The organism is Methylobacterium fujisawaense (genome assembly GCF_039619325.1).
Taxonomy (GTDB): Bacteria; Pseudomonadota; Alphaproteobacteria; order Rhizobiales; family Beijerinckiaceae; genus Methylobacterium; species Methylobacterium fujisawaense.
This window is the reverse complement of the sequence record NZ_CP155000.1, coordinates 4,008,638-4,029,864: the sequence shown is the minus strand read 5'-3', so window position 1 is coordinate 4,029,864 and position 21,227 is coordinate 4,008,638. Positions and strand designations below refer to the sequence as shown.

Annotated in this window: 25 protein-coding genes and 1 pseudogene; 10 read left to right on the top strand and 16 right to left on the bottom strand. The window is 72.1% G+C overall.

The window, feature by feature from the left end:
- Window positions 1-19 precede the first annotated feature (19 nt).
- Both ABC766_RS19125 and ABC766_RS19120 read left to right on the top strand, forming a co-directional pair.
- Window positions 20-664 (top strand): BON domain-containing protein, encoded by a 645-nt coding sequence (locus ABC766_RS19125; RefSeq protein ID WP_043352669.1) that lies wholly within the window; start codon window positions 20-22, stop codon window positions 662-664.
- Between the two features lie 10 nt (window positions 665-674).
- The gene (locus tag ABC766_RS19120) at window positions 675-1,658 is read left to right on the top strand and encodes a zinc-dependent alcohol dehydrogenase family protein (RefSeq protein WP_345819248.1); all 984 of its coding nucleotides are present in this window, start codon (window positions 675-677) and stop codon (window positions 1,656-1,658) included.
- A gap of 92 nt (window positions 1,659-1,750) precedes the next feature.
- On the opposite strand, the gene ABC766_RS19115 is transcribed toward ABC766_RS19120, so the two are convergent.
- A complete protein-coding gene (locus ABC766_RS19115; RefSeq protein WP_043352660.1) occupies window positions 1,751-2,746 on the bottom strand; it encodes an ABC transporter ATP-binding protein in 996 nt (331 codons plus the stop codon).
- A gap of 205 nt (window positions 2,747-2,951) precedes the next feature.
- Here ABC766_RS19115 and ABC766_RS19110 point away from each other — a divergent pair, with 205 nt between their 5' ends.
- From ABC766_RS19110 to ABC766_RS19100, 3 genes are read left to right on the top strand one after another with little or no spacing between them, the layout of a single operon-like run.
- Window positions 2,952-3,767, top strand: a complete 816-nt coding sequence (locus ABC766_RS19110; protein WP_043387218.1) for a universal stress protein — start codon at window positions 2,952-2,954, stop codon at window positions 3,765-3,767.
- Window positions 3,767-4,099, top strand: coding sequence for a c-type cytochrome (locus tag ABC766_RS19105; RefSeq protein WP_043759294.1), 333 nt, complete (start codon window positions 3,767-3,769; stop codon window positions 4,097-4,099). Before ABC766_RS19110 ends, ABC766_RS19105 begins: the two co-directional genes overlap by 1 nt.
- Window positions 4,100-4,111: 12 nt before the next feature.
- Window positions 4,112-4,972, top strand: a complete 861-nt coding sequence (locus ABC766_RS19100; RefSeq protein WP_345819247.1) for a universal stress protein — start codon at window positions 4,112-4,114, stop codon at window positions 4,970-4,972.
- 323 nt (window positions 4,973-5,295) lie between these two features.
- Here the strand turns inward: ABC766_RS19100 and ABC766_RS19095 are convergent, their stop codons facing one another.
- The 7 genes from ABC766_RS19095 to ABC766_RS19065 all read right to left on the bottom strand — a co-directional run bounded on the left by ABC766_RS19095 (window position 5,296) and on the right by ABC766_RS19065 (window position 9,024).
- Window positions 5,296-5,742 (bottom strand): host attachment protein, encoded by a 447-nt coding sequence (locus ABC766_RS19095; RefSeq protein ID WP_043352661.1) that lies wholly within the window; start codon window positions 5,740-5,742, stop codon window positions 5,296-5,298.
- Window positions 5,743-5,759: 17 nt separating this feature from the next.
- The gene (locus tag ABC766_RS19090) at window positions 5,760-6,566 is read right to left on the bottom strand and encodes a universal stress protein (RefSeq protein WP_043352654.1); all 807 of its coding nucleotides are present in this window, start codon (window positions 6,564-6,566) and stop codon (window positions 5,760-5,762) included.
- 99 nt (window positions 6,567-6,665) lie between these two features.
- Entirely contained in the window at window positions 6,666-7,313 is a 648-nt protein-coding gene (locus ABC766_RS19085) for a BON domain-containing protein (RefSeq protein WP_043387185.1), read from the bottom strand.
- A gap of 48 nt (window positions 7,314-7,361) precedes the next feature.
- Window positions 7,362-7,814 (bottom strand): histidine kinase, encoded by a 453-nt coding sequence (locus ABC766_RS19080; protein ID WP_345819246.1) that lies wholly within the window; start codon window positions 7,812-7,814, stop codon window positions 7,362-7,364.
- 121 nt (window positions 7,815-7,935) lie between these two features.
- Window positions 7,936-8,193, bottom strand: coding sequence for a hypothetical protein (locus tag ABC766_RS19075; RefSeq protein ID WP_043759309.1), 258 nt, complete (start codon window positions 8,191-8,193; stop codon window positions 7,936-7,938).
- Window positions 8,194-8,205: 12 nt separating this feature from the next.
- Entirely contained in the window at window positions 8,206-8,421 is a 216-nt protein-coding gene (locus ABC766_RS19070) for a hypothetical protein (protein ID WP_043387181.1), read from the bottom strand.
- Window positions 8,422-8,505: 84 nt separating this feature from the next.
- A complete protein-coding gene (locus ABC766_RS19065) occupies window positions 8,506-9,024 on the bottom strand; it encodes a potassium channel family protein (RefSeq protein WP_043387216.1) in 519 nt (172 codons plus the stop codon).
- A 175-nt stretch (window positions 9,025-9,199) separates the two neighbouring features.
- Here ABC766_RS19065 and ABC766_RS19060 point away from each other — a divergent pair, with 175 nt between their 5' ends.
- The 3 genes from ABC766_RS19060 to ABC766_RS19050 all read left to right on the top strand — a co-directional run bounded on the left by ABC766_RS19060 (window position 9,200) and on the right by ABC766_RS19050 (window position 10,235).
- Window positions 9,200-9,439, top strand: a complete 240-nt coding sequence (locus ABC766_RS19060; RefSeq protein WP_043352632.1) for a biotin/lipoyl-containing protein — start codon at window positions 9,200-9,202, stop codon at window positions 9,437-9,439.
- A gap of 71 nt (window positions 9,440-9,510) precedes the next feature.
- On the top strand, window positions 9,511-9,885 hold the full coding sequence (locus tag ABC766_RS19055) for an SPW repeat protein (protein WP_345819245.1): 375 nt from the start codon (window positions 9,511-9,513) through the stop codon (window positions 9,883-9,885).
- Window positions 9,882-10,235, top strand: a complete 354-nt coding sequence (locus ABC766_RS19050) for a cytochrome C552 (RefSeq protein ID WP_345819244.1) — start codon at window positions 9,882-9,884, stop codon at window positions 10,233-10,235. The genes ABC766_RS19055 and ABC766_RS19050 overlap by 4 nt, the downstream gene beginning before the upstream one ends.
- A gap of 215 nt (window positions 10,236-10,450) precedes the next feature.
- Here the strand turns inward: ABC766_RS19050 and ABC766_RS19045 are convergent, their stop codons facing one another.
- From ABC766_RS19045 to ABC766_RS19025, 5 genes are all read right to left on the bottom strand, one after another.
- Window positions 10,451-11,146, bottom strand: coding sequence for a dienelactone hydrolase family protein (locus ABC766_RS19045; protein ID WP_345819243.1), 696 nt, complete (start codon window positions 11,144-11,146; stop codon window positions 10,451-10,453).
- A 39-nt stretch (window positions 11,147-11,185) separates the two neighbouring features.
- Window positions 11,186-13,204, bottom strand: coding sequence for an erythromycin esterase family protein (locus tag ABC766_RS19040; RefSeq protein WP_345819242.1), 2,019 nt, complete (start codon window positions 13,202-13,204; stop codon window positions 11,186-11,188).
- A 101-nt stretch (window positions 13,205-13,305) separates the two neighbouring features.
- On the bottom strand, window positions 13,306-13,836 hold the full coding sequence (locus tag ABC766_RS19035) for an Hsp20/alpha crystallin family protein (RefSeq protein ID WP_345819241.1): 531 nt from the start codon (window positions 13,834-13,836) through the stop codon (window positions 13,306-13,308).
- A gap of 263 nt (window positions 13,837-14,099) precedes the next feature.
- Window positions 14,100-14,519, bottom strand: a complete 420-nt coding sequence (locus ABC766_RS19030; RefSeq protein WP_043352646.1) for a CBS domain-containing protein — start codon at window positions 14,517-14,519, stop codon at window positions 14,100-14,102.
- 206 nt (window positions 14,520-14,725) lie between these two features.
- Window positions 14,726-15,544, bottom strand: coding sequence for a universal stress protein (locus ABC766_RS19025; RefSeq protein ID WP_345819240.1), 819 nt, complete (start codon window positions 15,542-15,544; stop codon window positions 14,726-14,728).
- Window positions 15,545-15,735: 191 nt separating this feature from the next.
- Between ABC766_RS19025 and ABC766_RS19020 the strand changes: the two genes are divergently transcribed.
- On the top strand, window positions 15,736-16,302 hold the full coding sequence (locus ABC766_RS19020; protein WP_075380915.1) for a flavodoxin family protein: 567 nt from the start codon (window positions 15,736-15,738) through the stop codon (window positions 16,300-16,302).
- Here the strand turns inward: ABC766_RS19020 and ABC766_RS19015 are convergent.
- Complete coding sequence (locus ABC766_RS19015) at window positions 16,292-17,101, bottom strand: RMD1 family protein (protein WP_345822804.1); 810 nt, start codon at window positions 17,099-17,101, stop codon at window positions 16,292-16,294. The genes ABC766_RS19020 and ABC766_RS19015 overlap by 11 nt on opposite strands.
- Window positions 17,102-17,247: 146 nt before the next feature.
- Between ABC766_RS19015 and ABC766_RS19010 the strand changes: the two genes are divergently transcribed.
- On the top strand, window positions 17,248-17,619 hold the full coding sequence (locus ABC766_RS19010; protein WP_345819239.1) for an SPW repeat protein: 372 nt from the start codon (window positions 17,248-17,250) through the stop codon (window positions 17,617-17,619).
- 287 nt (window positions 17,620-17,906) lie between these two features.
- On the opposite strand, the gene ABC766_RS19005 is transcribed toward ABC766_RS19010, so the two are convergent.
- Window positions 17,907-19,304, bottom strand: coding sequence for a bifunctional enoyl-CoA hydratase/phosphate acetyltransferase (locus ABC766_RS19005; RefSeq protein WP_274926676.1), 1,398 nt, complete (start codon window positions 19,302-19,304; stop codon window positions 17,907-17,909).
- Window positions 19,305-19,316: 12 nt separating this feature from the next.
- Window positions 19,317-21,174 (bottom strand): annotated as a pseudogene (locus ABC766_RS19000) (PHA/PHB synthase family protein).
- Window positions 21,175-21,227 lie beyond the last annotated feature (53 nt).

Here is a 21,227-nt window from a genome sequence, read left to right as displayed (position 1 = left end):
CGACGCGGGGAGACGGGTGATGGACGACAAGACCGTGCACCAGCATGTGCTCGACGAGCTGGAATACGCTCCGATGATCGACGCGGCGCAGATCGGCGTCACCGTCGAGAACGGCATCGTGACCCTGACGGGGCATGTCCGCAACTACGCCGAGAAGGGCATCGCCGAGCGCGTCGTGCTGCGGGTCCGCGGCGTGCGGGGCGTGGTGGAGCGGATCGAGGTCCGTTATCCGAACTGCCCCATCGTCGGCGACGAGGCCCTGGCCGAGCGCTGCGCCCGGGTGCTCGCATGGGACGTGCAGATCCCGGAGAACGCGGTCACGCTCAAGGTCGAGAAGGGCTGCGTCACGCTCGACGGCTGTGTCCCGTTCTATCACCAGAAGGCGGCCGTCGATCAGGCGCTGCGGCGCCTGGCCGGCGTCACCGACATCGTCAATCTCATCGCGGTGAAGCCGCTCGCGCAGGCCACCGAGGTGAAGTCCCGCATCCTCGCGGCCCTGAGACGGAGCGCGCGGGATCCGGATACGATCCGCGTGCACGTGGACGGCGACAAGGTCACCCTCGACGGGTGCGTCGATGTCTGGAGCGAGCGCGAGATCGCCGAGCGGGCCGCGTGGTCGGCGCCCGGCGTCCGCGCCGTCGAGGATCGCCTGACCCTCGCGTGAGGCCGGTCCGATGCTGGCCATGGTCCTGCGGGAGATCGGCGCGGCCCTCGTCCCGGAGGAGCGTCCGGACCCGGACCCCGGGCCGGGCGAGGTGCGCATCCGGGTCGAGGCCTGCGCGGTCTGCCGGACCGACATCCACGTCATCGACGGCGACCTGCCCCAGGCCGTCTATCCCATCGTGCCGGGACACGAGGTCGTCGGGCGCGTCGAGGCGGTCGGCGCGGGCGTGACGGCGCCGCGACCGGGCATGCGGGTCGGCGTACCTTGGCTCGGGCATGCCTGCGGGCACTGCGCCTACTGCGAGACGGGGCGCGAGAACCTCTGCGACGCCCCCGGCTTCACCGGCTGCACCCGCGACGGCGGCTTCGCGAGCCATCTCCTGGCCGAGGCCGCCTTCACCATCCCGCTCGACGCGCGCCTGGACCCGGTCGCGACGGCGCCCCTCCTGTGCGCCGGGCTGATCGGCTGGCGCACGCTGCGGATGGCCGGCGATGCCGGAACGGTCGGTCTCTACGGGTTCGGGGCGGCCGCCCACATCGTCGCCCAGATCTGCCGCTGGCAGGGGCGGCGCGTGTTCGCGCTGACCCGGCCGGGCGACCGGGACGCCCAGGACTTCGCGCGCACGCTGGGGGCCGCGTGGGCCGGCGGGTCGGACGAGGCGCCGCCCGAGCCGATGGACGCGGCCCTGATCTTCGCCCCGGACGGGAACCTCGTCCCGCGGGCCCTCGGCGCCCTGCGCAAGGGGGGCCGCGTGGTCTGCGGCGGCATCCACATGAGCGACATCCCGGCCTTCCCCTACGACCGGCTCTGGGGCGAGCGCTCCGTGCATTCGGTGGCGAACCTCACGCGCGAGGACGCCCGCACCTTCTTCGCGGTCGTGCCGCAGGCCGGCCTCGTCACGCACACCCGCACCTACGCGCTGACCCGCGCCAACGAGGCCGTGGCGGATCACCGGTCCGGCGGCCTCCGGGGCGCGGCGGTCCTCGTGCCCTGATCCCACGTCCCGGGCGCGCGGCCTTCCGGGCGGGGCACCGGGTCAAGGCGGTTTCGGGCGATCGGCGGGCGCGATCCGGCCGGAGCGCCGCCTCAGGCGCCCTGCCGCGGGAGCGTGTCGAGGGCCTGCCGGAGCAGGGCGTACTTTGCCAGCGTGACGCGCCACTCCCGGAACCAGTCGATCAGGCCGCCCCACGGATCGTTGAGCTGCCTCAGGCCCGCGACGAAGGCCACGACGGTCCCGAGATCCGTCTCGCCGTTCACCACGAGATAGCCGCCCAGCCCCAGGGTCAGCGCCACCCCGGCATGGTGCATCAGGTTCATGAGGAAGTTCATCGAGAACTTCAGCTTGAAGATGCCCATGTTGAGCCGGAACACCCGCTCGATGCGCGCGTCCTGAAGCCCCGTGGCCTCGTGTCGGTGCCGGCCGATGATGCCGCCGCTGATGCGGCGCAAGGCGCCCGTCCGCGCGACCACGCGGCGGTTGATCGCCTGCTGCATCAGCGGCACGAAGACCATCTGCGGTACGAACACCGCCAGCGCCAGGGCCGCCATCAGCGGGTTGAGGTACAGCATGTACCCGAACGTCCCCAGCACGATGCCGCCCTCCAGGACCGGTTCCGAGACGCTCACGCCGACGAAGGCGCCGACCGGCTCCGCCTCCGCCAGGACGAGGGAGACCTCCACGCCCTCGACCGCCGCACGGTCGCCCGGGGCGAGGGTGCCGAGGTCCTGCAGCAGCGTCCTGCGGAGCCGGCGGACCGCGCTCTCGCTGACGTAGCTGCGGTATATGTTGAGCGCGAGCTTGAGGGCCCCCATCGCCGTGGCCGCCGCGATGTACAGGGCCGCGAGCAGGAGGATGGTTCGGGCGCTCCCGCCGGGAAGGGCCGCGTTGACGACCCGCCGCTGCAGCTCGAGGGGCGCCAGATCCGCCACGAAGAGGGCCGTCGCCATCGCCACCAGGGCCAGCTGATGGGCGCCGCTCGCGCTCGCGATGAAGGCCGGGAGGGTCCGCGGCGTCGCCAGCCCATCGCGGGATGGCCCGAAACCGGGCAGGCCTGAAGCCAGGATCGCGGAAGCGGACGGCATGAGACCTCCATCCGCAACCTCATGTCCCCATCCGGCGGGACCGGGCATTGCGATCGGTCAATCGTCCCGGACATCGCGCCCACCGCGCGGCGGGACACGCGCCCTCGCGGCTGCCCCGGTGCGGTTGAGCTGGATCAAGGCCCCGGCCACCCGCACGGGCAAGAGTCGCCGGGCCGGGCGGACGGGCCCGCGCCGGGAGGTGATCATGCGGATCTCCAACATCTTGGTCTCGGTCGACCGCGGGGCCACGGCCGTCGACCGCGTCCGGCTCGCCGCCGACATCGCCTGGCGCTTCGACACCACCCTGATCGGCGTCGCCGCGCGGCAGCTCGTCACCATGATCCCGGTCGAGAGCGCCGACGCGTCGCAGCGCATCTTCGAGATCGAGGAGACGCGGGCGAAGGAGGAGCTGGCCGAAGGGCGGGCGCTGTTCGAGCGCGAGGCCGGCGAGCGGGTCAGGACCGCGTGGCGGGAGGCGCTGGCCGAGCCCCTGGCCTTCCTGGTGGAACAGGCCCGCGCCGCCGGCCTCGTGGTGGTGAGCCGGCAGGGGCCGGCCGACGGCGATCCCGGGCCGATGGGTGTCGCCGCGGGCGGCCTGCTGATGGAGGCGGGGCGTCCCGTCCTCATCGTGCCGCCCGGCCTCCATCGGCTCTCGGCCAAGCGGATCGTCGTGGCCTGGAAGGACACCCGCGAGGCGCGCAGGGCCGTCCACGACGCCCTGCCGTTCCTGGTGCGGGCCGACCAAGTCCATGTCGCGGTCGCGGGTCCGGAGGCGCGGCGCGAAGGCGCCACGGACGTCGCCGCGTACCTGTCGGGGCACGGCATCCGCGTCGCCACGCACCTGCTGCACAAGCCCGAGATCAGCGTCGCGGACGAGATCCTCCGCTTCGCCCGGCGGGAGGAGGCGGATCTGATCGTCATGGGCGCCTACGGCCATTCCCGGCTGCGCGAGTGGGTCTTCGGGGGCGCGACCCGCGAGATGCTGGAGACCACCACCGTTTGCTGCCTGATGAGCCACTGATGCGCACGACCCGCCTCCTTCTCGCCGGCGTCCTGGCTGCCCTCCCCCCTCTGCCCGCCGTGCCGGCGACGGCCTGGAACCTGCAGATCCGGCAAGGCGAGACCCTCGCGCGGACCAACTGCGCCCGGTGCCACGCCATCGGGCGGGCCGGGGAAAGCCCGCTGCGGGCCGCGCCCCCCTTCCGCGATCTCCACACGCGCTACCCCGTCGAGGATCTCGGCGAGGCGCTCACCGAGGGGATCCGCACGGGCCACCCGACCATGCCCGAGTTCCGGTTCGATCCGGACCAGGCGCAAGACCTGATCGCCTACCTGAAATCGCTGGAACGCTGAGGGAGAGCCTCGATGTACCTCCGCTGCCTCCTCGTCCCGACCGGCCCGGGGATCGACGCGACGCGTCGGCTGGACGCGGCCCTGCGCCTTGGGCGGCGCCTGCACGCGCATATCGGCGTCGCCTTCATGGCGCCCGGCCCGGAGCACGTGCTGGCCGCCATGGCGAGCCTCGTGCCGATGGACGGCACGACCATCGAGGCCATCCAGCAGAGCGTCCGGGAATCGGCGGCCGAGGGCAAGGCGGCCTTCGAGGCGTGGTGCGGACGCGCGGGCGTGCCGGTGGTCGCGAAGGCCGAGCGCCTGGACGCCACCTTCGCGACGTGGACCGAACTCTCCGGAGAGGTCGAGCCGCTCCTGACGCTGACCGGGCGGGTCAACGACCTCGTCATCGTCGACCGCCCGGATCCGGACGAGCCGTTCACGGGCCGCGCCCTCGACACCGCCCTGTTCGCGGTCGGCCGGCCGACCCTGGTCGTCGGCGAACACATCCCCCACGACCTGCTGGACCACGTCGTGATCGCCTGGAACGGCAGCCTGGAGGCGACGCGGCTGATCGGCCAGTCCATCACGCTGCTGCACGAGGCCGCGCGCGTCACGGTCGTCCACGCGCAGACCGAGCGCTTCGCGGAGGTGCGGGCAGCGGATCTGTGCGCCTATCTGCGCTGGCACGGCATCGTGGCGGAGGCCGTCAGTCTGCCGGTCGAGGACGGGACCCCGGTCGGCGCGGCGATCCTGGCAGAGGCGGGACGGCGCAACGCCTCCCTGCTGGCCATGGGCGCCTACACGCACAGCCGCGTGCGCGAGTTCCTGCTCGGCGGCGTCACCCGCCATGTCATCGAACACGCCGGCATTCCGGTGCTCATGGCCCACTGAGTGCGGGCCTGGGCAGAGGGCTCGGTTTCGGCCGGGCGCCCGGTCGCGATGCGGTTCCACCGCCGCAGCCGGGTCCGGGGGGCGCCGGTTGCGCCTCTGCGTCCGGATCCGGCCGGAGAGCGCAATTGTAGCCGGTATCGACGGCGCGCCAGAACAGGGCCCGGAACGCCGCCCCGTGGCGCGAGAGGATCGCGTCGATCAGGACCCGGGCCGCGGCGGCGTCCGCCGCGCTCCAGTCCCCCGGGCGTGGGGCCGGCGGCGGCGTCCCGGCCTCGTCGGCTCCTGCCCCGTCGGCCCCTGCCGCGTCGGCTTCTGGCACGGGGTCAGGCATTGGCGAGGCAGCGCTCGATCTCCTCGACCGGATGCTTGGTCAGATCCTTGTCGACCTCCGCCACGACGACCCGCCGCAGGCGCTCGGGCAACGCGCGCCGCATCTCGGCGAGGGTCTTCGGCGGGGCGACGACGATCAGGGCCGTGACCGGATCGAAGGCGTCCAGCGCGTGGGCGACCGCTTTCGCGAAGCGTCGCTCGGCGAGATCATGCCAGTCCGTCTGCGCGATGGCGCTGCGCTGGTCTCCGAGCCTGACCCGCGGCGGCCTGTCGGTGCCCTGCGCGTGGGTCGGCGGGTTCGGGGGCGCCTCGAACGCGAGCTGGACCTGGAGGTCCGGCTTCGGGTGGACGCTCACGTTGCGGAGCACCAGGGCCTTGCGGCCGTCGCAGACGACGACATAGCCGCCGTGCGGGATCATGCGGGTGCGTGTATCGGACATGCCGCCCATCCCTGCTCTCAGTGGCTCATCAGGCAGCAGACCGGGGCGCCGGCCAGCAGTTCGCGGGTGACGCCGCCGACGACCCACTCGCGCAGACGCCCGTGCCCGTAGGCGCCCGTGACGATCAGGTCCGCCCCATGCTCTGCCGCCGCCTCGACGAGCGCCAGGGACACCAACTCGCCCTGGGCATCGCGCCGGACGCGGATCGCGGAGACGTCATGGGCCTGAAGGAGGCGGAGGGTATCCTGCCCTTCGGAACTGGCTCCGTCGTCGACGGAGACGACGAGCACCTCCGAGGCGCGCTTCAGGAAGGGCAGCGCGTCCCAGACCGCCCGGCGCGCCTCGCGCGTGTTCTTCCAGCCGATCACCACGCGCTTCGCGTCGAGATGGTCCAGATCCGGCGGCACCACCAGCACCGGACGGCCGAGCTGCATGACCGCATCGGCCGGATCCACCGCGAACAGGGGGGGCCCGGGGACTCCGCGGCCGACCACCACGAGGTCGGCGGCCGCGGACTGTGCCGCCAGGAACGCCACCGGGACATCGAGGTTGGAGCGCCACTCGAGGCGGTTGCGGCCGCCGGCCGCCGCCGCGAAGGCCTCGTGGGCGACCCGGAGGTCGTTCAGGACGGTCTCGCCGGAATCGGCCAGCGCGTAGGCGCTCGCCGGCGTCGGGCCCACCGGCGGGACGACATAGGCCGGCTGCTCCGCGGCGACGCCGATCAGGCGGGCGTTGAAGTCGTCGGCGAGGCGGCCTGCCAGGCGCACGCGGTTTCGCGCGCCATCCGTCAGGTCCATGGCGACCATGATGCTCGCATAGGTCATGGAACGTCTCCGGCTCGAAGGACGGCGGCGGGATGGCGGCGGGATGACGGCGGGCCCGGCCGGCGCCTCCCGTCGGTTCGGGCCTCAGCCCAGCGTCGGTCAGCCCAGCGTCAGGTGGTCCTCGACGGCGCGCACGCCCGGCGCCGACCACGCCGCGTTCTCGGCGAGCCGGCGCTCGTGCCACGCGTTCACCTTGCCCTCCAGGACGACCTTCGCGTCCTTGACGGTGACCTTGATGGCGTCCGCCTCGAGTTCGGCGTTGCGCTTCAGCGCCGCCAGGATCTTCGCACGCACATCGGGCACGCTCGCCTTCGGCGCCACCTCGATGGTGTTGAGGATGCCGGCCACGCCCGCGAGGCGCTTGATCGACCGGTAGGCTTCTTCCTTCTGATACTGCCAGTCGACCCGGCCGGTCAGCGTCACCCAGCCGTTCTGAACTTTCACCTGCACCGCACCCTTCGGCACGGTCGCGGACCAGTCAAGCATCTGCACGGCGCGCTGGGCGAGGTCCTCGTCGCGCGGCGGCGTCTCGCCGCCGAAGCGGACCTTGATCTCCTCGACGACGCCGCGCACCCCGCGCACCTTCTGGGCCGCCTTCTCGGCGGCGACGCGCTCCGTGTAGCTGGCGACGTGGCCCGTGAGCGTGACGATGCCGTTCTCGACGGCGACGCCGATATGTGCGGCGTCGATGCTCGGGTCGAAGTCCAACTCGTCGATGACGTTCTGGCGGATCAGCTTGTCGCCCATGTCGGTCTCCTCCGATGACGTCCAGGCCGTGCCCGGTCCACGCCGACGCTAGGCCCGGCAGGCGGTCGGGCATTGATCCAGCGCAAAGGGGGCGCCCGCCCGCCTCCGATCCGGCATCGGGCAGGCCCGGGGGCCGCCGGCAACGGCGCAGCCGGCGGTCACGGTGGAGACCATCGCCCGGGCCTCGAACAGCCGCTCGAACTGCGGCACGTCCGAGAAGGCGCGCGGCACGCGTGCGTTGCCCGAGATCAGGGCGAAGGGGATTCCCTTCCGGCGCAGGGCGCAGGCCAGCGGGAAGCCGGAGCCGTGATTCAGGTCGATGCTGACCACCGCGAAGTCCGGAGGCGTCTCGTCCAGGCAGCGGGCCGCCTCCGCGCTGGTTCCGTAGGGTCCGCGCACCGCGCAGCCGGCCTCGGCGAGGACGTCCTCCAGCCACATGCCCGGCAGGGCCTGCGGCTCCGCCACCAGCACGACCGGCCTGTCCCCTGGTCCGCTCCTCATCGCCCGTCTCCCGGTGCCGTTGCGGTGCGGCCAGGATGGACCGGTCGGTCCGGTCCGCGTTGCGCCAGGTCAAGGGCGGTGTGACCGTACCGCTCAGGACCATGCCGGGCTCATGCCGGGCTCATGCCGCGGAACGCGCCGCGGCCGGCTTCGCCGCGAACCGGATCGAGCGGGCCACCCGGAGGGCCGCCGCCAGGTCGTCCCGGTCGGTGCCGTAGCGGTGCCAGAGATTCTCCAGCCAGTCCGGAGGCCCGGCCTCGGCCTCCGGGATCTCGGAAAACGGCACATGGTACATGCCGTCGAGCGCCTCGATGCCGTAGCCGGTGACGGCCCATTGCCGGCCCTGCCAATGCACGGGGGCGGTGAGATCGTGGCTCATGGGGATGCCTCCTTATACCGTGGCCTCGGACAGTTGGGCGACCAGGCAGGTGTCGGCCCGCAGACGCCAGTCGACGATGCCGGCCGCTTCGCAGAACAGCGCCTGGGCCGCGCAGGCCGCGGTGACCTCCGACCGGGCGGGGACGATGACCTGGTGCTGCAGGATACGGTGGTCGTGGCCGCTATCGTCCGGCACGACCTTGTGGAAGGTCACGAGGTATTGGCGCATGGTGCGCCTCCTGTCCGAGAATCCCTTCAGCCTGGGGCCCGCGGGGACCGGCGGCCTTGATCCAGCGCAAGGATGGGCGCCCGGTCAGGTTTCCGGGGCCGGCGGGAAGAGACGGTCTCGGCTGGGCTCGGTCCCGATGCCGGCCGCCGCCCGGGCGGCCCGGTGCGCCTGCGTCTTCCCGTGCAGCGGCCAGTACCGCTCCATCGCCAGGTAGGTGAACGAGGCCGACCACCCGATCAGGAGCAGGCCGTTGAGGGCCTCGACCCCGGCGAGCAGCCGCGTGTGCGAGGTCGGGAAATGGTCGCCGAACCCGAGGGACGTGTAGGCCACCACGGAGAAGTACAGGCAGTCCTCGAAGGTCTCGACCGGCGCGCCCGCGAAGGTGCCGATGCCGAGCCGGAGCACGAGCAGCCAGTAGGCGCCGGCGTAGATCCAGACGGCGACGGTGTGTCCGACGAAGGTCATCAGCACCACGGCCAGGATGCGGACCCGCGGCGGGACCGGCAGCTCGGACAGGTGCTCCGAGGTCAGCCGCAGCGTCTCGTAGAGGACCAGGATCGTGGACACGACGAGGGCGACGCTGGCCGTCATGGCGAGGAGCATGGCGCTGGACCGGACGACTGTTCCCCTCGACCCTGCCTGAGACACCGCGGACCTCATTGACCTGGCTCAAGCGGCCCCGCAGCCGCGCGGTGATCCAGATCAAAGCGCGTCCTTCCCGGATGGCCTCCTCTACAAGCGGCGCCCCGCGACGGGCGCCCCGACAGGGGAGACGACCATGGCCGACGTGCATGTGGCCGAGGAACTCTGGTCCACCAGCATGCTGCCTGAGGGCATTCTGGAGCGGTGGTTCGTGGCGGACGGAGCGCGCGTGCGCGCCGGCGAGGCCGTGGCCGCCGTCCGCATCGGCGATGCCCTGCACGACATCGCCTCGCCGGCCGAGGGCTGCCTGACGGTCCTCGCCCCCGTGAACCAAGTGGTCGACCCCGGCTGCGTCATCGCCGAGGTCCACGCCTGACGCCGCGCCGCGGCGATGGTTTCCACACCGGCCGTGGCGCGGTGCCCGGCCGGTCCTATCGGAGGCAGATCATGTCCCGCGCGGACCCGGCCCCAACACAATCGCCGACGTGGCGGACGGACGAGATTCTGGTCAGCATCCTGCAGTACACGGCCGGCATCGCGCTGGTGCTGACGGCGTGGGTGCTGGCCTTCACCGACCATGCCCGTGCGGCGGGGTCCGCGCTGCTGCCGGGCTTGCTCATCATCATGCTCTACGGCGCCAACCAGATCCGCTTCCGGGCCGTTCTGGAACGGACGGTCCTGCTCGTCGGGGTTTGGACGCTGGTCGCACCCTGGGCCCTCGGCTTCGCGGCGAATGACGGCGCGACCTGGGCGCATGTCGTTCTCGGGAGCCTGGCCGTCGCCTCCGCCACGGCCCTGCTGCGGATCGCGAGGCGGTCATGACGGTCTCGCGGCCCGCCGCCTGCGCGGCGCTCCTCGCCGGCCTTCTGGCGGTCGGAACCGGCGCCGCGGCGGCCGATCCCGACGAGGGTCACCGCCTCCGGGGGTGGACCATCGCCACGCAGCTCTGCAGCCCGTGTCACGCCGTCGGTCGCGCCCCGCAGGCCGGCGACGCCATGGGACCGTCCTTCGTCCGGATCGCCAACATGCCCTCGACGACCGGACTGGCGCTCAACGTCTTCCTGCAGAGCCACCACCAGCGCATGCCGAGCCTGCGGCTCGACCGCGACGAGATGGATGCGGTCATCGACTACATCCTCAGCCTCAAGGAGGCCGAGGCCATCCGGCCATGAGGCGCGGCACGCTTTCGGAGCCCGTCCGGGACGAGACGCGGATTACGCCTGCAGACACGCCTGCAGACACACCTGCCGCCCGCGACGGCCTCGGAACCGGGCAGGCCCCGCGCCGGACGGCCGCGGCTTCCTGGCGTCAGCGATGGGCTGGGCGTCGGCGATGCACCGGTCGCCCGGGTCGCGGCCTTCGGGGCGGCCGTCGCGTCTCCGCGCCGTCAGGATACCGGAACCGAGGCGCCGGAGATATCGGCCTTCAGGTGCTCCCGGAACCACCGCGCCGCGTGCTGCGCCACCGTCTCGAGCGTCCCCGGCTCCTCGAAAAGATGCGACGCACCGGGCACGACGACCAGGCGCTTGACGCAGGTCAGACGGGCCAGGGCCGCCTCGTTCAGGGCGAGGACCTCGGGGTCGCGGCTCCCCACGAGCAGCAGCGTCGGAGCCCGCACGCGGGCCAGGGTCGCGCCCGCCAGGTCGGGGCGGCCGCCGCGCGACACGATCGCCCCGACCTGATCCGGCTCGGCGGCGGCCGCAACCAGCGCGGCCGCAGCCCCGGTGCTCGCGCCGAAATAGCCCCGCGGGAGCCGCCGCAGATCCCGCTGGCCGGAGAGCCACGCGGCCACGGAGCGCAGCCGCCCGGCCAGGAACGGGATGTCGAAACGCAGCTGGCCGGTCCGGCGGTCGGCCGTCTCTTCGCTCGGGGTCAGAAGGTCCGCCAGCACCGTCGCGAAGCCCACCGCATTGAGCGCCTGCGCGACGCTGCGGTTGCGCGGACTGAAGCGGCCGCTTCCGGACCCGTGCGCGAACAGGATGACGCCGCGGGGCGTGCGCGGAACGTGCAGGTCGGCCGCCAGGAACGCCGCGGCGGCCGGAATCCGGATCTGCTGCTCGCGCGGAGCGAGGATTTCGTCCATGGCCAGCTCCTCCGCTGGGGAGAGGATCGCACCGGCGGCTCAGAGGCCGACCGGGAAGGTTTCCGGCACCTCGCCCGCATCCCACTCGGCCGTCCGCTCCAGGGGCGTCACCGCGCGTGTCTCGTCGAAGTGGAGGATCGCGTCGAACTGCTCCGGAAGGCAGGCTCGGGCATAATGGCTCTGCAGCTCCGTATCGGGCCGGTAGATGACGCCGATCGCCCGCTCGATCCGGTCGGCCCGGAGGATTTGCTCCGCCTCCCCGCCGAGGGTGAGGGGCAGCAGGAAGCGGCCTATGCCGAGGGCGTGGAACAAGGCCTCGTAGCTGTCGGGTCGCGCTGGACGCACGCGCTTGCGCTCGGCCGGCTGATCCCAGTCGGAGGCGGCCGTCACGGTCCCCACGTAGGTGGTGAAGCCGACGCTCACCACGGCGCGGCCGTGGCGCTCCCGCAGCAGCTGCCCCAGGTTCAGTTCGCCCCGCTCGCCCATCGCAGTGGCGCGGGCGTCGCCGAGATGGGAGTTGTGCGCCCAGACGGCGATCTTCACCGGGCCGGGCCGGCGCTCCAGATGCGCCACCAGCCGCTCCAGGCTGTCGGCCATGTGGCGGTCCCGCAGGTTCCAGGAGGAGACCTCCGCCAGGAACATCGTGCGGTAATAGGCTTCGGCGCTCTTGACGACGCGTGCGTTCTGCTCGGCGTTGAAGAGTTCCTCGCCATCGGCGCTGCCGCTCCAGGACAGGGTATCGGCCGTGCGCCGCTGCAGCGCCAGGAGCTGGGCGACGGCCTGCTCCTGGCAGGATCCGATGCCCTTCAGCCCGGTCATGAAGCCGTAGGCCTGGCCGCTGTCGCCGAACCGGTCGAAGCAGGCGTAGCGCGTACGCGCCACCGCGGCGGCGGCCGGGTCGACGGCTTCCAGGCAGCGGAGCACCGCCTTCATCGAGGCGCGCAGGCTGTAGAGATCGATGCCGTACACGCCCACCCGCGCCTGCGCCGGCAGGCCCTGGTTGTGGATGCGCAGCCACTCGACGAACTCGACCATCTCGGTGTTGCGCCACATCCAGGTGGGGAAGCGGCGGAAGCCGGCGAGCGCCTCGACGGCGTCGAGGTCGTCGCTGTCGCCGCGGACGTAGCGGTTCACCCGCCAGGCATCCGGCCAGTCGGCCTCGACGGCCACGGCCCCGAAGCCCTTGTCGGTGATCAGCCGCCGGGTGATCTCCGCCCGTTCCCGGTAGAACTCGTGCGTCCCGTGGGAGGCCTCGCCGAGGAGCGCGAAGCGCGCGTCGCCGATCAGCGCCAGCAGCGGATCGTAGTCGTCGGGGCCGCCTTCCAGGGGGATCGCCGCCGCGCGCAGGCGGCGGAGGACCGTGGGATCCGGCGCGTCGTCGGCGTGCGCCGCGTCGGGATCGGCCGCGCCCGCGGCCTGCGCGCGCCCGAGCAGCCGGCGCACCTCGTCGTCGCTCGTCTGCGTGAAATCCCGGTACGCGGCGCCCACCGCCCAGAACGGTTCGGGCAGGTCGGCGCAGACGACCGCATCCGCCTCGTGTTTCAGCCGCTCGACCGTCTCGCGGGAGGCGGTGGGCACGGCCACGACCACCTCCTTCGGCTGGCGCTGCCGGATCGCCCGGATGGCGGCCTGCATCGAGGCGCCGGTGGCCAGGCCATCGTCCACCAGGATGACGGTGCGCCCGCGGACATCGGCGGGCGCGCGCCCGCCGCGATAGACGCGCTCGCGCCGCAGGAGCTCCTCTTGCTCCTGCGCGGTGACCGCGTCGATCAGGTAGGGGGGGACCTTCAGGGACGCGACGATGTCCTGGTTGAGAACCCGCACACCGCCGCTGGCGATGGCGCCCATCGCGAGTTCCTCGTAGCCCGGCACGCCGAGCTTGCGCACGATGAACACGTCGAGGGGCGCGTGCAGCGCGTCGGCCACCGCGGCCGCCACCGGAACGCCGCCGCGCGGCAGCGCCAGGATCACGACGTCGGAGCGCCCGGCGAAGGCGGCGAGTCCCTTGACGAGTTCCCGGCCCGCTTCGGCGCGGTCGCGAAAGATGCGCTCGGCCATCGCCACCCTCCCGCTGCGCGGATCCCGGAACAGGATCGTCGTTCTCCGGGGCGGGCGACCCGACGCGTCGGGCCCGCCCCGGGCTCGCGTTCGAATGCCGGCTACGCGGCCTGAACGGCGATCGTCTTCTCGGCCTTCGCCTCCGCGGTCTTCGGCAGCGTCACCGTCAGCACGCCGTTCTTGAGGACCGCCTCGATCTTGCCCGCGTCGACGCCCGGCGGCATGCGGAAGGCCCGCTCGATGGCGCCGAACCGGCGCTCGGACAGGTAGAAGCCCTCGCCCTTGCGTTCCTGGTCTTGCCGCTTCTCCCCCTTGATCATCAGCATGCCGTCGGTGACTTTGACCTCGACATGCTTCTCATCGATCCCGGGAAGCTCGGCCGTGACTTCGTAGCAGGTCGGCTTGTTCTGTATGTCGGCCACGGGAGACAGTTGCCACAGCGCGCCGCCGGTGAACGGCGTGGTGGCCGCCCCGAGGAAATCGAAGGGCACGCGCTTCAGGCTGCGCGCCAGGTCGTCGATGAGATGATCGATGTCCCGGCGCACATTCTCGAACGGACGCCATTCGGCCGGTGCGGACGCGCGCTCCGACCCGTCGCTGCTGACCGACACTTTTGTATCGGACTCGGCCATGGGGAATGCCTCCTCTCAAGAAGTGGTCCGCATCGGTAGGGCCAGCACCCCGATGCGGCACTGATCCACCTCAAGATCAACCGCGCCCGAAGACACGAAAATAAACTATAATCAGAGCACGAATATTAGGAAAAACGACGACATCAACAAGACATCGAGACAGCCCCAGGCTGTCCACGCAGGATCTCCATCCGCACCGCAGGCGCGCGCGGGCGGCCGGGATCCAGCCGTCGGTCCCAGGGCGGCCTGCCCGCGCGCCTTCGTCAGCGATGATGCGCGGAGACGGCGCGCAGAACCTCGCCCGACAGCCCGGCGCCGACCTTGTGGGAGATGTCCCCGAGGCTCACCATGCCGACGAGCTTCTGGTCGGCGTCGATGACCGGAAGGCGGCGGACCCGCTTGTTCTCCATGATCTTGATCGCCAGAGCGAGATCGTCATCCGGAGCGCAGCAGGCGACCCGGGTGGTCATCACGTCGGTCGCGGTCATCGTCTGCGGGTCCTTGCCGTCCGCCAGGGCGCGGCACGCGATGTCCCGGTCGGTGACGATGCCGACCAAGTGGCCGTCCGACTTGACGGGCAGCGCGCCCACATCGGCATCCCGCATCTGCCGCGCAATCACGTCGACGCGCGTCTCGGCCGAGACGAAAGTCGCACCTTTGTGCATGACGTCACGGACTTTCATGAGCTTGGCCTCGTGCTGATGGTTTCGGATCCGCCCCGGAATCGCCTCCGCGCAGATTCTGTCGGAAACCCTCTTCCGGCTGGAATGACCGGCATTGATGCAGGTCAACGGAAGTTTCGTTCAGCTCAAGACTTCGTCCGAAGCTCTTGCCCGAAGCACAGGCGTTCCGCGGGCCCCGGCGACCGGTGCGCGAAACCTTCCGCGGCTCAGTGCGCCATCAGGGTCGGCACCGTTATCCTGCGGAGGAGGTCGCGGCTCGCCCCGCCGAGGAAGACCTCGCGCAGGCGGGAATGGCCGTAGGCCCCCATCACGAGAAGGTCGACGCCGGCCTGGGCGACCTCCGCCAGCAGGGTTTCGCCGACGGTGGTGCCGCTGATGATCGCGCGGTAATCGGCGGCGATGCCGTGGCGACCCAGATGCTTCACCACGCGGGCGCCGCCCTCGCTGACGCCGGCCACCGCCTCCGTCTGCACCGTGAGGACGCGCACGCGCTCGGCCCGGCTCAGGAGCGGCAGCGCATCGGCCAGCGCCCGTGCGGCCGCGGCGCTGCCGTCCCAGGCCACCGTGACGGCGCCGAACCGCGCCGGCCGGCCCCACCGCGCCGGCACCACGAGGATCGGCCGGCCCGCTCCGAGGAGAAGGTCTTCGATATAGGCATCCGCCGGCTTGTCGCGGCCCGGATCGGCCCGCTCGACCACGATGAGATCGGCGAGGCGGGCCCGATCCAGCAGGCGGCTCCGGATGTCGCCCGCGCTCCCGCTCAGGGTTTCCATCTCCATCGGCACGTCGGCGGTTCTGGCGGCGTAGGAAGGGTCGTCGGCGGCATCGCGCACCACCGCGAGGGCGGCCTCACGGGCCGAGAGGGCGAAGCCGTAGGGCAGCTCCGCCAGGGGGGCCTCATCGCCGCCCTCCGGCTGGAGGTACAGGCATCCGGCCGCGGCCCCGACCTCCCGGGCTAGGGACAGCGCGTAGGGCCCGGCGGCCTCTCCGACCGCGTCCGCGACGATGAGCAGATCCTTGATCATGGCGCGCATCCTGTGAGGGCGAACCGGAGGACGATCCGCGTTCCGGTCCAGGCCGCCAGGGTGCGCCGATGGGCACGGCGAGCCTTGATTCATCGCAAAGAGGCCGGACGACCGGCCTTTGATGTCCCTCAATGCCGCGCCCGGGCCCGAGGCGGATCCTGGCGGCTCACTCGGGCACGCGGAGGCGGGCGATGCGTGACGTCCTGGTCGTCTATTATTCGCGCTCGGGCACGACCGATGTGGTGGCCCGGGCGCTCGCGACCGCGCTCGGCGCCGACCTCGATCGGATCACGCCTGCGGTCTCCTATGCGGGGGCGGCGGGATTCGTGAGAGGCCTGTGGCATGCGCTCCGTCGGATCGGGCCGCCGATCCGGAAGCGCTTCGATCCGGCGCCGTTCAAGACGGTCGTCCTGTGCTCACCCGTCTGGGCCGGCCGGCTTCCCGGGCCGGTGCGGACCTACCTCCAGGAGGCCGGGGCGCCGCCGCACCTGCTCGGCGTCGCCGTCTCGGGCTCGGGGGGCGCGCAGGCCGCCTTCTTCCGCGATCTGGAGCAGATCAGCGGCTGCGCCGGCATGCCCACCCTCTCGTTGACCCAACGCCAGGTCCTGACCGGCGCGTATCGCCCGTCCCTGGACGCGTTTGCCCAGACCGCGCGTCGCGGCTTGAGCGACGCGGCCCCGGCCCGGCCCCGCGCGGACGGCAACGCGCCGGATCGGTCCGGTCCGGACGGCCTTCCGGGCGGCGGACTCATCGCCTGAAGGCGGGCAGCAGGGGAAGGAACGTGATCGCGATCTCGAGGGCGATCAGCAGGACGACCACGATCTCCAGGCGCAACGAGCGGTTCGTGTGCATCAGGTCGGTGAGCGCGGTCGCCGTCGCGCCGATCACGGTGAGCTTGCGATTCAGCGTGGCCGTCCGCTCCCGCAGCTCGTACTCGTCCTCGAGGCGCGCGTAGAGGCGTTCCAGGCCGGGCTGATCCCACAGCACCTCGGGCTTCTCCTCGACCGCCACGCGCCCCGACACCCTGTGCTGGACGAGCAGCGTGCTGCCGACATGCTTCAGGACGGCCCGACGGCCGCCCGATGCGCGCCCCGTCTCGGCCAGGCGCCGCGCTAAGGGCTCGATCACGTCGAAGACAGCCGCGACCTCGATCTCGTTCTGCGCCAGCGCCGTGCTCTTGGCGAGGATGTCGGCGATGACGATCAGGCGCCCGGGCGTCAGCTGGCGGATGGCGATCCGGCCGCCGGGCACGACCTGATCGTCGTGATCCGGCCCGATCTCGATCGAGGCGGTCTCCTCTTCCGGCCGCGTCACGGGACCGCGGACGCGCGACAGCAGGCCTGCCGCCATCGCCTCCTCCTCGCTCGGGGACAGCCCGACCGTCACCACGACCCCGTAGCGGAAGACCACCGCGAAACCGCACCCGACCCGCAAGGCGAGCGGGTTGATCGCGAGCGTGTCGTTGCGTTCGAGACCCGCCGTATCGATGCGGTCGCCGAGGATCCGGGCGCGGGCGATCAGGCGTTGCGGTTCGACCGGCAGCGTGTCCTGGCTCAGCGGAACCCCCGACCGCGTCGATCCGATGCCCGGCCGCGAGAGGGACCCGGCGCCCGGTTTGATCCAACGCAAGGTGTCCCGTCGCCCCGCGCAATACGGTCCCGGGCACGGCGGCGACACGCGCGCCGGACCCGTTGAGGGAGCGGATGATGCGCACCATCGACAATCAATCGCAGGACATCTTCCTGAACGGATTGAGTCTCCTGCTGGGCATCGGCCTGATCGCGGCGCCCTGGTATTTCGGATTCGCGTCCGAGACCGCCGCGGCTTGGAACGCCTGGATCTTCGGCACCACGGTCGCGATCCTCGCCGTGCTGGCGCTGATGCAGACCTACGACTGGGAGGTCTACGCCATCGCGGCAGCGGGACTCTGGGTCTGCCTGGCCCCTTGGGCGCTCGGCTTCCAGGAGGCCACGGTGGCGACGTGGGCGCATGTGAGCTTCGGCATCGCGCTGATCATCTCGGCGAGTTCCGAAGTCTGGCGCCTGCGCGAATCCCCGTCGGCCTACGAGGTCTGAGCCGGCGCCGCCCCCCTGGCCCGCACCCCCGCCGTGCCGCGGCCTGCCTCGTCCTCCGGGGGGCAGCCGTTCCGGCCATCGTCGGATCCGGCCCTGGAGGCGTGGCGCCCGCGCCGATGCGCTGGAGCCCCCGTCGGGGATCGACCGTGCGGGAGCGCGGGTCCGCACTCGGTCCGTGGAGGGCCGTGAAGCCATCGTGGTCGTGACGCTCGTAACGCTGCCGTGGCCCCTCGGGGCGCATTCGAGGCGCGGCGCGCCGGCGTTCCCCCCGCTGAGCATCGGATCCATCAGGGCGTCCCGGAGCGGTGGGCGAAGAGCTGCGCCAGGGCGCAGGAGGCCAGCCGCACCTCCGGGCTGTCGGAGCGGCTCGTCAGGATGATCGGGACACGGGCGCCGAGCAGCAGACCGGCGGCGTCGGCGCCCGCGAGATGGATCAGCTGCTTGGCGAGCATGTTGCCCGACACGAGGTCCGGCACCACGAGGATGTCGGCCTCGCCCGCGACCGGCGACACGAGGGCCTTCGCGGCGGCGGCGGCGCGGGAGATGGCGGTGTCGAAGGCCAGCGGCCCGTCGACGAGGCCGTCCATGATCTGCCCGCGCCCGGCCATCTTGCACAGGGCCGCCGCGTCGAGGGTCGAGCCGAGCTTCGTGGAGACCGTCTCGACGGCCGAGAGGATCGCCACCTTGGGCTGCGCGATGCCGAGCGCGCGGGCGAGGTCGATGGCGTTCTGCACGATGTCGCGCTTCTCCTCCAGGCTCGGCGCGATGTTGACGGCGGCATCGGTCAGGAACAGGGGCTTGGGGTAGCTCGGCACGTCGAGGGCGTAGACGTGGCTCATGCGCCGCTCGGTCCGCAGGCCCGTCGCCCGGGCGATGGCGGCCGCCAGGATCTCGTCGGTGTGGAGCGCGCCCTTCATCAGCGCCGTCACCCGGCCGGCGCGGGCGAGGGAGACCGCCTTCTCCGCCGCGGCGTGGCTGTGGGGCGCGTCGACGATCTCGATGCCGTCGAGGACGAGGCCGGCCGCGCGCGCCGCGGCCTCGATCTTCGGCCGCGGCCCCACCAGAACCGGCACGATCAGCCCGGCCTCGCGCGCGGCGCGCGCGCCCTCGAGCGAGACCGCATCGCAGGGATGGACGACGGCCGTCAGCGCCGGGGCGAAGCGGCGCGCCGCCGCAATCATGGGTTTCCAATGCACGCCCCGCTCGTGCAGGTGGACCTCCGGCAGCAGGACGCGCGGCCGGCGCACCTTGTCGGCGGGGGCCAGCACCTCGGCCTCGCCGGTGATGACCGTCTCGCCCTGCGCATTCAGGCAGACGCAGTCGAGGCGAACCCGCTGATCGGCGGCCTCCTTGGCGCGCACGGTGACGCGCGCCGTCACCGTGTCGCCGATCCGGACCGGATGCAGGAACCGCAGGGACTGGCTGAGATAGACCGTGCCGGGCCCGGGCAGCTCGGTGCCGAGCACCGCCGAGATCAGCGACCCGCCCCAGAGCCCGTGCGCGATCACACCGTGGAACCGGTCCGTGGCGGCATAATCCCGATCGAGATGGGCCGGGTTCACGTCGCCGGAGGCCAGGGCGAACAGGCTGATGTCCTGCGCCTGCAGAGTGCGAGTCAGGCTGGCAGTGTCGCCCACCGCGATCTCGTCGAAGGTGCGGTTCTCGATGAAGCGGGGCGGTTCCATCGGGCCACCCGCTCAGGCTTCCAGCACGTAGGCGCCGGGCGCGTCCCCGAGCACCGCGTAGCCCGAGGCCGGTGCGCCCATCGCGGGCGGCGGGGCGGGCGGCCCCGACCGCTCGGCGAGCCAGGCGACCCAGGCGGGCCACCAGGACCCTTCGCACTGCGGCGTCTGCCCGATCCAGGTGTCGGGATCGCGGTAACGGTCGGTCGCCCGCGTGGTGCGGATCCGATGATGGGCCTGCTTCCGCCCCGGCGGCGCGACGATCCCGGCATTGTGGCCGCCGCTGGCGAGGACGAAGGTGACGTCGGTATCGGCGAGGGGGTGGATCTTGAACACCGAACGCCAGGGCGCGACGTGATCGCGCTCCGTGGCCGCCGCGAAGACCGGGACGCGGATGTCGCTGATGGAGACCGGCCGGTCTCCGGCCTGGAAACGCCCCTCCGCGAGATCGTTGTCGAGGAACAGGCCACGCAGATATTCGGCGTGCATCCGCGCCGGCAGGCGCGTCGCGTCCGCGTTCCAGGCCGTCAGGTCTGTCATCGGCTGTCGCCGCCCCAGGAGATAGTCGCGGACGATCCGGGACCAGATCAGGTCGTTCGAACGCAGGAGCTGGAAGGCGCCGGCCATCTGCCGGGCATCGAGGGTGCCCTGGCTGCGCATCAGGCTCTCCAGGAAGCTGATCTGGCTCTCGCCGATGAACAGCGTCAGCTCTCCGGCCTCGGTGAAGTCGAGCTGCGCGGCGAACAGGCTGAGTGAGGCGAGGCGCGCGTCGCCGTCCCGGCTCATCGCGGCGGCCGCGATGGCGAGCAACGTGCCGCCCAGGCAATACCCGGCCGCGTGGATCGGATGGCCGGGAACGATGGCCGAGACGGCCTCGAGGGCCGCCATCACGCCGAGCCGGCGATAATCGTCGAAGGACACGTCCCGGTCCTCCGGACCGGGATTGCGCCAGGAGATCATGAAGACGGTGTGGCCCTGGCCCGTGAGATACCGGACCAGGGAGTTCTCGGGCGACAGATCGAGGATGTAGAACTTCATGATCCAGGCCGGGACGATCAGCACCGGCTCCGGCCGGACCGCGGGCACGGTGGGGGCATACTGGATCAGCTCGATCAGCCGGTTGCGGAACACAACCTTGCCGGGCGAGACTGCCACCGCGCCGCCGACCGGGAAGGCGTCGGCGCCGACCGGCTTCAGACCGTCGGCCGCGCGCAGGGCGTCCTCGGCGGCATTGAGCAGGCCCGTGACGAGGTTCGCGCCGCCGGTCCGCACGGTCTTCGCCCAGCACGACCGGATTGGTCCAGGGCAGGTTCGAGGGCGCGGCGGCATCGAGGACTTGGCGCGCCGCGAAGGCGACCATGGTCTCGTGGGCGCGGCACACGCCGGGCACGCCGGTCGTGGCGTTGTGCCACCATTGCTGGGTCAGCAGGAACGACTGGCAGGCGAGGCTGAAGGGCCAGACCTGCCAGGCCGGATCGTCGAAGCGGTGGTCCTGGGGCAGCGGATCGATGCACGGCGCAGCGTGACCCTGCAGGACGGCGCTGCGGGCGGCGAACTGCGCGAGGCGCACCTGCTTCCGCAGGAGCTTCATCACCAATGTGGCCTGCTTGCCGGGCGAGAAGGCCGCGTGGATGGCCCAGTCGAACCACGCCTCGGCGAGGGCCGCGGGGGAGAGGCCGGCCGTCATCCAGGCGACGGACGCGTGCACGCTCTGATCGATCGCGCGCCGGACCGGCGCCAGATCGTCCTCGTCCTCGGGGGGATCGGGCCGGGATGCCGGGCTGGGGACCTCCGGGATCGGGCGCAGACGCAACCCGGGCCGCGGCGGCTCAGCGGCCGTCTCGGCCCGGTCTCTCACCTCAGCGTCGAGCATGCACGGTCTCCTGCGACGCCGTGCAGGGTACGGCAGGCGCAGCCGCCGTCCCG

What these genes read in the sequence shown, in the direction of transcription:
- ABC766_RS19125 (WP_043352669.1), top strand. Translation starts at nt 20, where the DNA reads ATGGACGACAAGACCGTGCACCAGCATGTGCTCGACGAGCTGGAATAC.
- ABC766_RS19120 (WP_345819248.1), top strand. Translation starts at nt 675, where the DNA reads ATGCTGGCCATGGTCCTGCGGGAGATCGGCGCGGCCCTCGTCCCGGAG.
- ABC766_RS19115 (WP_043352660.1), bottom strand. Translation starts at nt 2,746, where the DNA reads ATGCCGTCCGCTTCCGCGATCCTGGCTTCAGGCCTGCCCGGTTTCGGG.
- ABC766_RS19110 (WP_043387218.1), top strand. Translation starts at nt 2,952, where the DNA reads ATGCGGATCTCCAACATCTTGGTCTCGGTCGACCGCGGGGCCACGGCC.
- ABC766_RS19105 (WP_043759294.1), top strand. Translation starts at nt 3,767, where the DNA reads ATGCGCACGACCCGCCTCCTTCTCGCCGGCGTCCTGGCTGCCCTCCCC.
- ABC766_RS19100 (WP_345819247.1), top strand. Translation starts at nt 4,112, where the DNA reads ATGTACCTCCGCTGCCTCCTCGTCCCGACCGGCCCGGGGATCGACGCG.
- ABC766_RS19095 (WP_043352661.1), bottom strand. Translation starts at nt 5,742, where the DNA reads ATGTCCGATACACGCACCCGCATGATCCCGCACGGCGGCTATGTCGTC.
- ABC766_RS19090 (WP_043352654.1), bottom strand. Translation starts at nt 6,566, where the DNA reads ATGACCTATGCGAGCATCATGGTCGCCATGGACCTGACGGATGGCGCG.
- ABC766_RS19085 (WP_043387185.1), bottom strand. Translation starts at nt 7,313, where the DNA reads ATGGGCGACAAGCTGATCCGCCAGAACGTCATCGACGAGTTGGACTTC.
- ABC766_RS19080 (WP_345819246.1), bottom strand. Translation starts at nt 7,814, where the DNA reads ATGAGGAGCGGACCAGGGGACAGGCCGGTCGTGCTGGTGGCGGAGCCG.
- ABC766_RS19075 (WP_043759309.1), bottom strand. Translation starts at nt 8,193, where the DNA reads ATGAGCCACGATCTCACCGCCCCCGTGCATTGGCAGGGCCGGCAATGG.
- ABC766_RS19070 (WP_043387181.1), bottom strand. Translation starts at nt 8,421, where the DNA reads ATGCGCCAATACCTCGTGACCTTCCACAAGGTCGTGCCGGACGATAGC.
- ABC766_RS19065 (WP_043387216.1), bottom strand. Translation starts at nt 9,024, where the DNA reads ATGCTCCTCGCCATGACGGCCAGCGTCGCCCTCGTCGTGTCCACGATC.
- ABC766_RS19060 (WP_043352632.1), top strand. Translation starts at nt 9,200, where the DNA reads ATGGCCGACGTGCATGTGGCCGAGGAACTCTGGTCCACCAGCATGCTG.
- ABC766_RS19055 (WP_345819245.1), top strand. Translation starts at nt 9,511, where the DNA reads ATGTCCCGCGCGGACCCGGCCCCAACACAATCGCCGACGTGGCGGACG.
- ABC766_RS19050 (WP_345819244.1), top strand. Translation starts at nt 9,882, where the DNA reads ATGACGGTCTCGCGGCCCGCCGCCTGCGCGGCGCTCCTCGCCGGCCTT.
- ABC766_RS19045 (WP_345819243.1), bottom strand. Translation starts at nt 11,146, where the DNA reads ATGGACGAAATCCTCGCTCCGCGCGAGCAGCAGATCCGGATTCCGGCC.
- ABC766_RS19040 (WP_345819242.1), bottom strand. Translation starts at nt 13,204, where the DNA reads ATGGCCGAGCGCATCTTTCGCGACCGCGCCGAAGCGGGCCGGGAACTC.
- ABC766_RS19035 (WP_345819241.1), bottom strand. Translation starts at nt 13,836, where the DNA reads ATGGCCGAGTCCGATACAAAAGTGTCGGTCAGCAGCGACGGGTCGGAG.
- ABC766_RS19030 (WP_043352646.1), bottom strand. Translation starts at nt 14,519, where the DNA reads ATGAAAGTCCGTGACGTCATGCACAAAGGTGCGACTTTCGTCTCGGCC.
- ABC766_RS19025 (WP_345819240.1), bottom strand. Translation starts at nt 15,544, where the DNA reads ATGATCAAGGATCTGCTCATCGTCGCGGACGCGGTCGGAGAGGCCGCC.
- ABC766_RS19020 (WP_075380915.1), top strand. Translation starts at nt 15,736, where the DNA reads ATGCGTGACGTCCTGGTCGTCTATTATTCGCGCTCGGGCACGACCGAT.
- ABC766_RS19010 (WP_345819239.1), top strand. Translation starts at nt 17,248, where the DNA reads ATGATGCGCACCATCGACAATCAATCGCAGGACATCTTCCTGAACGGA.
- ABC766_RS19005 (WP_274926676.1), bottom strand. Translation starts at nt 19,304, where the DNA reads ATGGAACCGCCCCGCTTCATCGAGAACCGCACCTTCGACGAGATCGCG.